The sequence below is a fragment of the uncultured Lacinutrix sp. genome (genome assembly GCF_947500325.1).
GTDB lineage: Bacteria > Bacteroidota > Bacteroidia > Flavobacteriales > Flavobacteriaceae > Lacinutrix.
In genome coordinates, this window is the sequence record NZ_CANMRQ010000018.1 from 21,118 (window position 1) to 35,475 (window position 14,358).

Sequence of the window (14,358 nt, forward strand, 5' to 3'; positions counted from 1 at the left end):
AGCAAGTATGCTATTAGGTATTACCTCTTCATTTTATAGCTTTAAAAGCTTCGATTGTGTTGTTATTAAAGTAAGTATAACAAAAATCTTGAGACTTTGTTGCTCAGTTACTTACGTTAAATTTTTCATAAAAAGGAATTGAATAGAAAAGGTAATGTCAAAATAATATTTAAATGGTTAATAATCCATAAAAATTAAGTACCTTTGCACGCTTAAAATAAGGCACAGTTATTATGGCTAAAACAAAAAACATCGCAATTATTGCACACGTAGATCACGGGAAAACTACTTTGGTAGATAAGATTATGTATCATTGTCAACTATTCCGTGAGAATGAAAACACTGGAGATTTAATTCTGGATAATAACGATTTAGAGCGTGAACGTGGTATTACGATTACGTCTAAAAATGTTTCTGTAGTTTATAGAGATACTAAAATTAACATTATTGATACTCCTGGTCACGCCGATTTTGGTGGAGAAGTAGAACGTGTTTTAAATATGGCAGATGGTGTTTTATTATTAGTTGATGCTTTTGAAGGGCCAATGCCACAAACGCGTTTTGTATTGCAAAAAGCAATCGATTTAGGTTTAAAACCGTGTGTTGTTGTTAATAAAGTAGATAAGGAAAACTGTACACCAGAAGAAGTACATGAGAAAGTATTCGATTTAATGTTCGAATTAGGTGCAGAAGAGTGGCAGTTAGATTTTCCAACGGTATATGGTTCGGCAAAGAATAACTGGATGAGTGACGATTGGCAAAATGAAACTGAGAATATTGAGCCTTTATTAGACATGGTTATTGAACATATTCCAGAGCCAAAAATTGAAGAGGGTAATACACAAATGTTAATTACATCTTTAGATTTCTCTTCTTTTACTGGTCGTATTGCAATAGGTCGTTTAACTAGAGGAAATTTAAAAGTAGGACAACAAATATCTTTAGTAAAAAGAGATGGTTCTATTGTTAAAAATAAAATTAAAGAGCTACATACTTTTGAAGGCTTAGGTCGTAAAAAGGTAGAAGAAGTAGCTACTGGTGATATTTGTGCAATTGTAGGCTTAGAAGGTTTTGAAATTGGTGATACTGTTGCAGATTTTGAAAATCCTGAAGGTTTAAAAACTATTGCTATAGATGAACCAACAATGAGTATGTTATTCACAATTAACGATTCTCCTTTCTTTGGAAAAGATGGGAAATTTGTAACATCTCGTCATATTAAAGATCGTTTAGCTAAAGAATTAGAAAAAAACTTAGCGCTTAGAGTAGAAGATACTGATAGTGCAGATAAGTTTATGGTTTTTGGTCGTGGTGTATTACACTTATCGGTTTTAATAGAAACAATGCGTCGTGAAGGTTACGAGTTACAAATTGGACAACCACAAGTAATTATCAAAGAAATTGATGGTGTTAAATGTGAGCCAGTGGAAGAAATGACTATTGATTTACCTGAACATGTTTCTGGTAAAGCGATTGAAATGGTAACAATGCGTAAAGGAGAAATGCTTAGCATGGAAGCTAAAGGTGAACGTATGGTATGTGAGTTTATAGTGCCATCTCGTGGTATTATTGGTTTACGTAATCAATTATTAACAGCTACTGCAGGTGAAGCAATTATGGCACACCGCTTTAAAGAGTACCAACCATTAAAAGGTGGTATTCCTGAACGTCAAAATGGTTCTTTAGTATCTATGGAAAAAGGAACAGCTATTCCTTATTCTATTGATAAATTACAAGACAGAGGTAAGTTTTTTGTAGATCCAGGAGAGGATATTTATGAAGGTCAGGTTATTGGAGAAAATTCTCGTGGAGATGATATGACTGTAAATATTACTAAAACAAAAAAATTAAGTAATGTACGTTCTTCTGGAGCAGATGATAAAGCGAAAATTGTACCTGCAATTAAATTTTCTTTAGAAGAAGCTCTAGAATATATCCAAAAAGATGAGTATGTAGAAGTTACTCCAAATTTCTTAAGATTACGTAAAGTATTTTTAACAGAAAACGAGCGTAAGAGAAATAAGAGTATCTAGTAGCATTAGAAAAAGAATACATTTAAAAAGAGAAATGCTTAAAAGTATTTCTCTTTTTTATGCAATAAAAATATATAATTATGGAATTATTTGGAATAACAGGAACAGAATATATAGGCTATTTAGCGTCTTTTATGGTGTTATTATCATTTACAATGAAAGATGTTAAAAAACTACGTTTGGTAAATATGACAGGTTGTATCTTATTTATAATTTATGGTTTTTTAATGCCAACATTAAGAATAGGTTTACCTATTATTATAGCTAATGCAGCAATATTATTAGTAAACTTATATTACTTGTTTTTTAAGAAGACGACCTAATTTTTCTATATTTACAAAAAAGAACTTTATGACCTTTCTTTATTTTGATCCAGGTTTAGGAGCAATGATTATACAAGCTATAATTGCAGCAGTTGCTGGTGTAGTTTTATTTTCTAAAAACCTAATGTATAAAATTAAACTATTCTTCGGTTTAGTTAAAGAAGAAGAAGACCTGTTTGATGATATTAATATTGAAGACACAGATATAGAAAATAAAACCAATAGTGACGTCTAAAGAAAAGCACTCTTCTTCCTTTCGAGATCCTTCAGGTTATATCTTCTTTGAAGATGGTATCTTGAAAAGACAAATTAATCCTATTTACTTTAAACAGTATAATAAACTTAAAGACTCTGGTTTTTTTGATACCCTTTTTAAGAATGGTTTATTAATTAAACATAAAGAAGTCTCTTCTTCAGGTGCTAATATTGTTATTCAACCAGAGATAATTCCTTTTGTTACTTATCCATACGAGTGGAGCTTTAATCAATATAAAGAAGCTGCTTTATTAACTTTAAAGCTGCAAAAATTTGCTTTAGAAAAAAACTTTTCCCTTAAAGACGCTTCAGCTTTTAATGTTACATTTCATAATGGTGCTGCAATTTTTATAGATACATTATCATTCGATTTTTATAGTGAAAACAAACCATGGCGAGCATATAAACAGTTTATAACTCATTTTTTTGGGCCGCTAATTTTAGCACATTATAATGGTTCAGAAATGTTAAAGCTCATGAATAGTTTTATTGATGGTATTCCTGTTAAAACTATAGCATCACTTTTACCATTTAAAACGAAACTAAATCCATTTTTATATTCTAATATTCACTTATTAGCAAAGTTTGAAGAGAAGCATAATGAAGACTATAAAGGGGAAACAAAAACAGTAGCATTATCTAAAAAAGGGCAATTAAATATTATAGAAAGCCTATATAATTATATTAAAAAATTAGAGCTTAAAGAAAAGAGCGAATGGGGAGAATATTATAATAAAACGAACTATAGTAATATCGCTTTTCAAGAAAAATCGAAATTAATAAACTTATGGGCTAAAAATATAAATGCAAAAACAGTTATTGATCTTGGAGGAAACGATGGTACTTTTGTAAGGCAAATAGATACTAACTTAAATCAGGCTTTAGTTTGTGATATAGATAACAATGCTGTAGATTATAACTATAAACAGGTTAAAACGAATAAAGAATCTTACATGTTACCTTTTGTTTTAGATGTTTTAAATCCATCTGCAAATATTGGCTTTAGTAATAAAGAACGTTTTTCATTCATTAAGCGAATTAAAGATTATGCTCCAGATGTTACTTTAGCATTAGCTGTTATTCATCATATGACTTTGAGTGGGAATATAACATTTGATATGTCTGCTGAGTTTTTTGCTCAATTTTCTAACCATTTAGTAATAGAATTTCCAAAGCAAAAAGATTCATGGGTACAACGCTTATTAAAAGCTAAGGGAGAATTTGAAGCACATTTTGATTTTTATACTATTGAAAATTTTAAATCTAGTTATTTAAATCACTTTAATATTGTCGAGGAACAAGCAATAAAAGACTCTGAGCGTGTTTTGTTTTTATTAAAACGGAAATAGTATAAATCTTATGGAGTAATATGGAAAAGGAAACACAGTCTACTTTTTTATCTATAACAAACAAGCCTTTAATAATAGGTTTAGCTTCTGGTTTACCTGCATTATTACATTATTATAGCTCTAATTTTACTCAAGTAAATTCTTGGAGCCAGTTTTTTTTCTTCTTTTCATTTTACGTTCTTTCTGCAGTTATTATTTTGGGGATTGTAGCCTTATTACTAAAATTCATTAAAAGAAACGCTTATTACAGAGATCAAATTTTTATTACGTTAAACTTAATTTGGTTTCTTTCATTGACGCTTTACAGTACTATTGGTTTAGGAAAAAAAAGACTATTAGTTATTATTCTAGTTGCAGTATTATTAGGCTTTCTTTTAAAAAAATATATAAATAAAATTGTAGGATTTCAATTGATTTTGGCTCTAATTATGCTAATTAATTTTGCCCCTAAACTTTTTAAACACCTAAGCTATTCTCAAGATTGGATGCAACAACCTGATGGAATTGAAACATTAACTTTTAAGAAAAAACCTAATATTTATATTATTCAACCAGACGGATATGTTAACGCTTCAACTTTAAAACATGAACCTTATAAATTGGATAATTCCAGTTTTGAAGATTTTTTAGAATCAAATAAGTTTAAAATATACCAAGATTTTAGAAGTAATTACTATTCTACTTTATCAAGTAACGCTTCATTATTTGCTATGAAGCATCATTACTTTTTTTACCCAGAAAGTAAAGTGAATGAACTTTATAATGCAAGATCAGTTATTGCGGGAGATAATCCCGTAGTTTCTTTGTTTAAAAAGAACGATTATAAAACATTCTTACTACTTCAAAAAAACTACTTATTAGTTAATCGTCCTAAAATAATGTATGATTATTGTAATGTGAATTATAGTGATATGTCTTTTATAACGAGAGGATTTGGGCAAAACCATAATACTTTAGAAATACTTCCAAGTTTAATTGAAAGTAATAAAAACACATCAAATTTTTATTTTATTGAACAAATTTCTCCTGCACATATAGCATCTTCTAAATCATATTCTCAAGGAAAGGAAAAAGAACGGAAAGATTATTTAGAGCGATTGCAAAAAACAAATACTTGGTTAAAAGAAATAACATCTTTAATTAATAATAAAGACCCAGAAGCTTTAATTGTAATTGTTGCAGATCATGGAGGATTTGTTGGTTTTGATGCCACTGAAGAGAGTAGAGCTAAACAAGAAGATTCAGTTTTAGTAAATTCGATTTTTTCTTCATTATTAGCCGTTAAATGGCCAGAAAACGATGTGCCGGACTTTGATTATAAACTAAAAACTAATGTAAATTTATTTAGGGTTATTAGCGGGTATTTATCAGAAAATGAATCTGTTTTAAACCATCTAGAAAAAAATAGTAGTTATAATATTATTGAGAAAGGCGCAGATTATGGCGTTTATGAATTAATAAATGGAAAGGGAGAAACTGTTTTTAATAAAGTAAAGAAATAGATTTTACTTTGTACATGTTACAATTACTGAAGTATAAGGTATATTAAAATAGGTCTCATCTATTTTAGTAGTAACAGTGTTAAAATGGTTATTGGCTAATACTTTGTATTCTTCTTCTCGTCTCACAAATTTACCTCTATCTAATTGTAATAATTTTTTTGCAATAGGATTTTGTTTATCTATAAAGCAACCATCTAATGTAATTAGTCTACCATTTGGTTTTAAAGCTCTTTTTGCAAGATCAAATAAGGCCGAAGCCTGTTCATTATTTAAATGATGGACAACTCCAGCAGCTATAACAACATCAAAAGTATTTGGCGATTCTAAATTAAAATCTTCTACAGGTGTACAATAAAAGGTTTTGTCTTTATACCTTTCTTTTGCAGTTTTAATATACTTTGCATCAATATCAATACCTGTATAATCTACTTTGGGAAGAAAATCTATTAAATAGCCTGGACCACATCCAATATCCAGAATCTTTTCATTAGCCTTTATTTTTACGTCATTTTTAATGAATAGACGTCTCGCTCTTACACCACCAACGATATGTTGAAAGGTATTGTAAACTATAGAGTTTTCAAGTATACTTCTCGGGTCAAAAGTTTTAGGCATAAAGTTCTTTCAATAGTAATTTGTATTGGTAAAATTACACTATTTTGAGTTTATTAAAGAATCTTATTTTATATCTTTAGCAACGATTTTGAATACTCATGATTAATCTAACTAAAACCAATAAAGGAGAATTATATTTAGTTCTTCTAGCTTCTATTTTTGTCCAGTTATTATTAGCGTTTCAAGGCTTTGATATATGTGATGATGGCTTTGCCTTAACTTTTTATCAGCAAATTTATAACGATCCTTCAAGTGTAGAATATAGTTTTGTGTATTGGCTTTCTGGTGTTGTTGGTGGTGTTTGGTATGAACTTTACCCCAATGGAGGTATTATGTGGTTTAAATTATTCACTATTATTATTAATACAATCACGTTTATTGTAGGCTATAATATATTTAAACAATTTATGCCTAAGCGTATTGTAATATTAGGTATGTTAATCATATTGTTTGTAAACGATTTTGGCTTTTTAATATATTATCATAATCATTTAACAGCTTTATTAGCTATTGTTAGTGTGTTATTTTTATTAAAAGGACTAATTAAAAATAATACACTAGCTATAATTCTCTCTGGTAGTATTATTGGAATGAATGTATTTACCAGAATACCTAATCTTACTTTAATAGTTTTCATTTTAGCAATTCCGTTTTACTATGTTCTTAATAAAGAAACAATAAAAAAAGCAGTAAGACCTATTTTGTATTATGCTTTAGGGATAGTAATAGGATTTGTAATTATCACTTTATTGTTATTGGTTTTAGGTCAATTTAATATTATGCAAAATGCTATTTTAGGTTTATTTGATTTAGGAGCAACAAAAGATAGCACACATAATGTTGGTGGATTATTAAGAACATATTATTATAATTATAGAATGTTATTTAGAGTAATAGGCGAGCTATTACTAATTATCATTGCATTTTTAGCAATCTATAATAATTTTAAAAAGTTACTATGGCTAAGATATGTATTCCTCTTTTTAGCTTTTTGTTTCGTTTTTATATGGTTTAAAAATGGCAATCTTTTTACTGTTTATGCTATAGCTTATGTTGGAGCCTTTTTAATTCTTTTTACAAAACAAAATACAGGTATAAAAACATTAGCCTTTTTAGGGATATTAATGCTTACTTTTTTACCATTAGGAAGTGGAGGCGCCATTGTTAGTAGTGGCTATATGTGTATTTGGTTATCTGTTCCTTTCTTTTTTTATTTTTTGTCTAATACAGAAAATACAACGATTACTATTAAGAATAATTTGATTAGTAATATTAGCTTAACAAAACAGAGCTTTTCTGCTTTAATTTTATTTATTTCAATTGCATTTTTTTCTGCAAAGGCTTTAAACCTTTCTAAAGAGGCCTATTTTGATAAAGGAAGCCGTTTAAAAAAGACGTATACAATAAAAAGTGACTTAGCAAAAGGTATATATACTACAGAAAGAAGAGCAGAAATAACTAATGATCTATTACTTAATCTTGAAAAGTACGTTAAGCCAAATGATTATTTGTTGACCTATGATAAAATACCAATGGTTCATTTTTTAACTAAAACAAGACCATATATGTATAATTCATGGATTTGGATATATGATAGTTATTCGTTTGAAAAGAAGTTGAAAAAAGCCGAAGAAGAAATAAAAATATATCCTGTAGTAGTGACACAGAAATTTGAAACTACTCGTAATTTTTCTGAACCAATCCCAGAATATTTAGCAGAAAATTTAACTAATACTAAAGGCTATATTAATGCCTATGATGCTAAAAAAAATAAAACAATGAATACGTTTTTAAAAGAAAATGAATATGAAATTGTTTGGAGTAATGCCTATTTTAATATTCTTAAAACTAAAAAAACATACAAATAATTAGTTTTACTTTTTATATTGTGGTCTGTATATGAAAACAACACAAAAACTTTCTGTAATAATTCCAATTTATAATGAATCAGGGATTATTAATACGTTATACGACCGTTTAATTGCTGCTGTAAAAACAGTGACTAATAATTATGAGTTTATTTTTGTAAACGATGGTAGTAAAGATGATTCTTTTAAGGAGATTTTAGCATTAGCCCAAAAAGATAAGAATGTATTCTATGTAGATTTTAGTCGTAATTTTGGACATCAAATAGCAGTTTCTGCAGGTCTAAAATATGTGTCTGGAGATTGTACAGTAATAATAGATGGAGATTTGCAAGACCCTCCAGAATTAATTCCGGAGTTGTATAAAGAATATGAAAATGGCTTCGATGTTGTTTATGCAAAACGTAAAAAAAGAGATGGCGAAACGTATTTAAAAAAGTTGACATCTAAATGGTTTTATAGAACATTAGCGAACATTACAAATTTCGATATTCCAATAGATACTGGAGATTTTAGACTTATTAGTAAAAAAGTAGTCGATGCATTAAATAAAATGCCTGAACAAAATAAATTTATAAGAGCACAAATTGCTTGGTTAGGCTTTAAAGATACCTCAGTATTGTTTAATAGAGATAGCAGAAAAGTTGGCGAATCTGGCTACTCGTATGGTAAATTATTAAAAATGGCATTAGATGGCGTTACTGGTTTTTCAGACAAGCCATTACTTTTTGTAAGTCGTTTAGGATTGCTTATTTCTCTAGTGTCTTTTGTTATTATTTTATATGCTTTAATTTCTTATTTCTTTTTTAATCAAGAAGTAACTGGATGGACATCTTTAATTGTAAGTACTATGTTTATTGGAGGTATTCAGCTTATTTCAATAGGAGTTATTGGCGAATATATTGCAAGAATAAATACAGATGTTAAAAAGAGACCATTATATATTGTAAACCAAACAAATATTGATTCAACAGAAGCTGTTGAATTAAAATAAACCAAAATAAAACTATATTTTTTCAGTAAAAACATATCAGCCAGATTATTACAATTTGTGGAATGACTTTGTTAACAAAGCAAAAAATGCTACGTTTTTGTTTCATCGCGATTTTATGGAATATCATAGTGAGCGTTTTGAAGATATGTCATTATTAATTTTTAACGAAGAAAAACTAGTAGCGTTATTACCTGCAAATAAAACAGAAACTATTTTACATTCTCATCAAGGTTTAACTTATGGCGGATTAATATTAACCGAAAAATTAAAACTCAATGAAACTATTGAGATCTTTAAAGCGATTTTACTTTTTTTAGAAACACAGCGGTTTGAAACATTAAATATTAAATTGTTGCCTAGTATATATAGCAATTTGCCAAGCAAAGAAATAGACTATATTTTATTTTTATTGAATGCAGAAGTAACGCGCAGAGATGTACTTTCTGTTATTGATTATAGAGCGTTTCCTCAATCTATATCTACCATTAGAAAGCGTGGTGTAAAAAAAGCAAAGGAACATCAATTAATAATTAAAGAGAATAATGATTTTGAAGCATTTTGGAATCAAGTTTTAATTCCCAATCTAGAAAAACGATACAAAAAACAGCCAGTACATACTTTGTTAGAAATACAGAGACTTCATAAGCATTTTCCTGAAAAGATAAGGCAGTTTAATGTATATAAAGATGATAAGATTGTTGGTGGTACTACAATTTTTGAAACTAAAACAGTAGCACACGCACAATACATTTCGGCAACAGAAAATAAGCAGGAATTAGGAAGCCTAGATTTTTTGTTTAATGAATTAACTAGAGAAATATTTAAACATAAAGCCTTTTTCGATTTCGGTATATCTAATGAAAATAATGGAAAAAAATTAAATGAAGGGTTATTATATTGGAAAGAGAGTTTTGGAGCAAGAACCGTAACTCAAGATTTTTATAGACTTACAGTAAAAAATCATAAACTCTTAAATACAGTAATGTTATGATAAAGTTTCTTGATTTAAAAAGTATTAATAAAAGGTTTGATAAAGCGTTTGAAAACGAATTTTCTCAATTTTTAAGTTCTGGTCAGTATATATTAGGACAAGGTGTTGTAAAATTCGAAGAAAACTTTGCGAATTACTGTGGAACAAAATACTGTATTGGAGTAAGTAATGGGTTAGATGCATTAATTATAGTTTTTAAAGCCTACATGCAATTAGGTAAGTTGCATAAAGGGGATGAAGTTATAGTTCCGGCGAATACATTTATAGCAACTATTTTGGCATTAGTAGATGTGGGATTAAAACCTGTTTTTGTAGAGCCTAATAAAAAGACATTTAATTGTGAAGCAGTAGAAATAGAAAAATCTATTACTAATAAAACAAAAGCAATTGTAATTGTCCATTTGTATGGGCAATTGGCAGAAATGGATTCAATAATTAAATTGTCGAAAGAAAAGAATTTATTGCTCATTGAAGATGCCGCTCAAGCGCATGGAGCCATATCAGATACAGGAAAAAAGGCAGGAAATCTTTCAGATGTAGCTACATTTAGTTTTTATCCAGCAAAAAACTTAGGTGCTTTAGGAGATGCAGGAGCAATTACAACAAACGATAAAGATTTAGCCATTATTTGTAAACAGATTAGAAATTATGGTTCAGATACAAAATATAAAAATGAACGTTTAGGAGTTAATAATCGGTTAGATGAAGTTCAGGCCCTTTTTTTAAATGTAAAGTTAAAAGCTTTAGATAACGATAATGAACAGCGAAGACATGTTGCAAAACGCTATTTAAAAGAAATAAATAATCCAAAGATTAAACTTCCATTCTATAGTGGATCTACAAATCATGTATTTCATTTGTTTGTTGTTTTAATTGATGATAGAACTCATTTTATAAATTATTTAAAAGCAAAAGGAATAGAAAGTGCTATTCATTATCCTATTCCGCCACATAAACAAAAAGCTTTTGAGGTTTTTAATGGATTACAATTACCTATTACAGAGCAAATTCATAACAATTGTGTAAGTTTGCCTATGAGTCCTATTATGACTCCTAATGATATTGATGCTATTATTACAACTATTAACGAATACTGTTGAAAAAACTAATTAATTATATTAATAATAATGTTTTAGTTAAAGTCGCTTCTCTTAATTCTGTCTCAGTAATAATTAAGATTATAGCTGGTTTTTTAACTTCAAAATTTATTGCAATTTTTGTAGGTGCAGAAGGTTTAGCACTTGTTGGAAATTTAAGAAATTTTGTGAGCTCGGCACAGTCTTTTTCAATTTTAGGCTTATATAATGGTGTTGTAAAATACATAGCTCAAAACAAAAACAATAAAGCAGAGCTATCAAAAACAATTTCTACAGCTTATTATCTTGGATTTATTGCTACTTCTATTATATGTGTCTTAGTATATTACAATGCAGAAGTTATTAATGATTATATTTTTCATGAGTATAATGATTATGCATATGTTATTAAAATTTTTGCTTTAGTATTACCATTCTATGCGTTGAATATGATGTGCTTTTCAATAATGAATGGTTTTTCTAAGTTTAAATTCCTTATAGTTTTTAATATTTTCGGGCAGATTCTAGGAGCTATTATTACTATCTTTTTAATCTGGCAAAATCAAATAGATGGAGCATTAGTTTCGGTTGTTATTGCAGAATCAATTTTGTTTTTAATAACATTAGTAGGGATACTAAATAGAAGAGATTTTTCAAAACTTATTAAAGCAAGCCAGTTTAGCTTTTCTTATGTAAAAAAGCTGAGTTCTTTTTCCATTATGGCACTATTTTCTGCCATTGTTATGCCTTTAGTAGCTATAACTGTTAGATCATATATTATAGATGAAGTGGGTTTAAAAGAAGCAGGGATGTGGGAAGCAATGAACCGTATTTCTAAGTATTATTTAATGTTTGTTTATTCTTTATTAACCTTATATATTTTACCACGATTTTCTGAAATAGATACCATTAAAGGTTTTAGAAAGGAAGTTTTTGGGTTCTATAAAACTATCATACCTATTTTTGCTGTAGGCTTAATAATTATATACTTTTTGAGAAAATTTATAGTTCAAATTTTATTTACATATGAATTTGAACCTGTAACCGAATTATTTTTATGGCAATTATTAGGTGATTTTGTAAAAGTACTATCCATAATTATTGCTTATCAATTTTTGGCAAAAAAAATGTTTTGGCACTATATTATTACTGAAGCTTTTTCAGTAATTATTCTATATCTAACTAGTGTTTATTTTATAGATAACTATGGTGTTAAGGGCGCAAATATTGCTCATTTTGTAACTTATGTAATGTATTATGGAGTGATTTTATTAATTTTTAGCTCTTCGCTATTTGGAGTCATTCAAGAAGAAAAAGATGATGTATAAGAAATTAGTAAAATATGCGTTATTAACTAAACCACTAAAATATGCTTAGAAAAAATTGCCAACTTATAATAGATAAAGAACCTTATTCATTTGAGGTAGAAGGCGATTTTTTTTGGGGAAATGAAGAATTGCTTTTTAAAAAAGAGAATAATATTATTTCTAAAATGCCATGGAAGGATAGAGGTTATGATGTTGTCGATATTTTTTCGGATAAAGAATTTCAAGACTTAAAAAAGTCTGTAACAGAGCAAATTCTCAAAGCAATTATAAGTAATAATATTCCTGTAGATCCTACTAATTTTACTATTGATAACTATCATGAAGTTGTAACAACTAACACAGATCATCTAAAAGTTATAGATATTACAAGAAATTTAGAGACTATAGATTTTAATTTCGATATTGAAGAATTAGCAAAAAGATTTGGAAAAATATTAGGTTATGAGTTAACATCTTGGGTTGAAGAGTTACAGAAATCTCATGTACAAATACGTATTAGCAGACCTAATTCTTTAGATATTAATCCGCCACACAGAGATGGCTATTTAAGTTATTGGGAAGACATTGTAAATGTATGGATTCCTATTAGTGGATGCAATGAAAATTCATCATTACCTGTATTTCCTGGAAGTCACCTTATATCAGAAAACGAAGTTTTGCGTACAGAAAGTAAAGGCGCTAAAATTAATGGCAATACATACTATGTGCCTTGTATTTTAGAAACAAAAAATGGAAGTATAGAAATGATTAGGCCAAATCCAAAAGAAGGTGAAGCTATTGTGTTTACGCCTTTCTTGATACATGGTTCTGCAGTAAATAAAAATAAAGATAAAACAAGAATGTCTTTAGAGTTAAGATTTCCAAGAGTTAAAAACTAAAAGGCTTGTAACCATGTTTCTAAATATTTTTTAGAACAATCAATATAGTGATGTTCTTTTAAAATAAACTCATGAGCATTTTTTGATATTTCTTTAATCTTTAAAGGGTTTAAAATAAGCCACTCTAATTTCTTTGCTATAGCATTAGCATCTGGTAAGGCATTAATGGCAATAGTATCTTCTTTAATATTATATAGAGATAACCATTCTTTTTCTGCTCCAGTAAAAACAACTTTTCCTTTTGCCATAGCTTCAAGAGCATTAAACCCTTGATCATATGCAAAGACTTGATCTAATACTATATGTGCGCTATCAAAACTTTTTATATAGTCATGATATGGAAGACTTTCTACAGTTATTATTTTAATTTTTTCGGCATATTTTGATGCAATAATATTTAAAGCTTTTTCAAAAATGTCATTACCTTTTTTATAATAATTTTTTCTGTTGATACCATGAAATATTACAATTTCGTCTTTAACATCCAAATCGATATAATTCAGTTTGGTTATGTTAATAGGGTTTGGGACTAAGCCTAAATACTTAGGGTGATTTCTTAAGGGAATATCGTAATCTAGATCTGAAGCGATAACGCCTTTTATGTTTTTAAAAATATACTTGTGGAGTTTAATGTATTCTGGCGTTAAATACATTAAAGCATGCCAAAACTCTTTCTTTGTACCTCTATTTTCTTTATAGGGGTCTAAAATCGAATATCTAAAATATCCATCGTTTGCATATTTTACACTAGAATAATCTGTGCCACATGATAATAGAAAAACATTTTTATTATTATTAAAAATAAATTCTAATAGTTGTTTTTCGATTTTTGGATTGGCTTTAAAAGGGCTTTCATTAATAAGTTGTACAATATCATAATCTTTAAATACATGTTTAAAACGATTAAACTGTTTTTTTATAGCTATGGATGTCAAATCAATTTTAAACAATTTATAGAGTAATCTTTTTACATAAAAAGAGACGCCATCAACATATCTTAAATTTAATTTTATGTCTACTTTGCGAGCTTTAAATCCATCTCCATTACCAACTACTGTGACTTGGTGTCCCAATTCTTGTAGGCCTTCTTTTAAGGTGTAATGAGATGAATTATATTCACCTAACAATAAAATCTTCATTCACTATATT

13 protein-coding genes are annotated in these 14,358 nt (G+C 28.3%); 11 read left to right on the top strand and 2 right to left on the bottom strand.

The window, feature by feature from the left end; genetic code table 11:
* Positions 1-233: 233 nt before the first annotated feature.
* From typA to Q0997_RS16395, 5 genes are all read left to right on the top strand, one after another.
* Positions 234-2,033 carry a translational GTPase TypA gene (gene typA, locus Q0997_RS16375; RefSeq protein WP_299890735.1) on the top strand — a complete coding sequence of 600 codons (1,800 nt, stop codon included), beginning with the start codon at positions 234-236 and terminating at the stop codon, positions 2,031-2,033.
* Between the two features lie 80 nt (positions 2,034-2,113).
* Entirely contained in the window at positions 2,114-2,356 is a 243-nt protein-coding gene (locus tag Q0997_RS16380) for a uroporphyrinogen decarboxylase (protein WP_299890737.1), read from the top strand.
* A gap of 28 nt (positions 2,357-2,384) precedes the next feature.
* Positions 2,385-2,591 (top strand): hypothetical protein, encoded by a 207-nt coding sequence (locus tag Q0997_RS16385; RefSeq protein WP_299890738.1) that lies wholly within the window; start codon positions 2,385-2,387, stop codon positions 2,589-2,591.
* Positions 2,581-3,960: a class I SAM-dependent methyltransferase gene (locus Q0997_RS16390; protein WP_299890740.1), complete on the top strand. Its 1,380-nt coding sequence runs from the start codon at positions 2,581-2,583 to the stop codon at positions 3,958-3,960. Before Q0997_RS16385 ends, Q0997_RS16390 begins: the two co-directional genes overlap by 11 nt.
* A gap of 20 nt (positions 3,961-3,980) precedes the next feature.
* Positions 3,981-5,462 (top strand): hypothetical protein, encoded by a 1,482-nt coding sequence (locus Q0997_RS16395; protein ID WP_299890742.1) that lies wholly within the window; start codon positions 3,981-3,983, stop codon positions 5,460-5,462.
* A gap of 3 nt (positions 5,463-5,465) precedes the next feature.
* Here Q0997_RS16395 and Q0997_RS16400 read toward each other — a convergent pair whose 3' ends face one another.
* A complete protein-coding gene (locus Q0997_RS16400; protein ID WP_299890744.1) occupies positions 5,466-6,077 on the bottom strand; it encodes a bifunctional 2-polyprenyl-6-hydroxyphenol methylase/3-demethylubiquinol 3-O-methyltransferase UbiG in 612 nt (203 codons plus the stop codon).
* Positions 6,078-6,175: 98 nt separating this feature from the next.
* Between Q0997_RS16400 and Q0997_RS16405 the strand changes: the two genes are divergently transcribed.
* From Q0997_RS16405 to Q0997_RS16430, 6 genes are all read left to right on the top strand, one after another.
* Positions 6,176-7,945, top strand: a complete 1,770-nt coding sequence (locus Q0997_RS16405) for a hypothetical protein (RefSeq protein WP_299890746.1) — start codon at positions 6,176-6,178, stop codon at positions 7,943-7,945.
* A gap of 31 nt (positions 7,946-7,976) precedes the next feature.
* Positions 7,977-8,936, top strand: coding sequence for a glycosyltransferase family 2 protein (locus Q0997_RS16410; RefSeq protein ID WP_299890747.1), 960 nt, complete (start codon positions 7,977-7,979; stop codon positions 8,934-8,936).
* A 115-nt stretch (positions 8,937-9,051) separates the two neighbouring features.
* Positions 9,052-9,927 (top strand): GNAT family N-acetyltransferase, encoded by an 876-nt coding sequence (locus Q0997_RS16415; RefSeq protein WP_299890749.1) that lies wholly within the window; start codon positions 9,052-9,054, stop codon positions 9,925-9,927.
* The gene (locus tag Q0997_RS16420; RefSeq protein WP_299890751.1) at positions 9,924-11,027 is read left to right on the top strand and encodes a DegT/DnrJ/EryC1/StrS aminotransferase family protein; all 1,104 of its coding nucleotides are present in this window, start codon (positions 9,924-9,926) and stop codon (positions 11,025-11,027) included. Before Q0997_RS16415 ends, Q0997_RS16420 begins: the two co-directional genes overlap by 4 nt.
* Complete coding sequence (locus tag Q0997_RS16425) at positions 11,024-12,331, top strand: O-antigen translocase (protein WP_299890753.1); 1,308 nt, start codon at positions 11,024-11,026, stop codon at positions 12,329-12,331. The genes Q0997_RS16420 and Q0997_RS16425 overlap by 4 nt, the downstream gene beginning before the upstream one ends.
* Positions 12,332-12,372: 41 nt before the next feature.
* Positions 12,373-13,209, top strand: coding sequence for a phytanoyl-CoA dioxygenase family protein (locus tag Q0997_RS16430; RefSeq protein WP_299890755.1), 837 nt, complete (start codon positions 12,373-12,375; stop codon positions 13,207-13,209).
* On the opposite strand, the gene Q0997_RS16435 is transcribed toward Q0997_RS16430, so the two are convergent.
* The gene (locus Q0997_RS16435) at positions 13,206-14,348 is read right to left on the bottom strand and encodes a glycosyltransferase (RefSeq protein ID WP_299890757.1); all 1,143 of its coding nucleotides are present in this window, start codon (positions 14,346-14,348) and stop codon (positions 13,206-13,208) included. The two genes, Q0997_RS16430 and Q0997_RS16435, sit on opposite strands and share 4 nt — an antisense overlap.
* Positions 14,349-14,358: the final 10 nt, after the last annotated feature.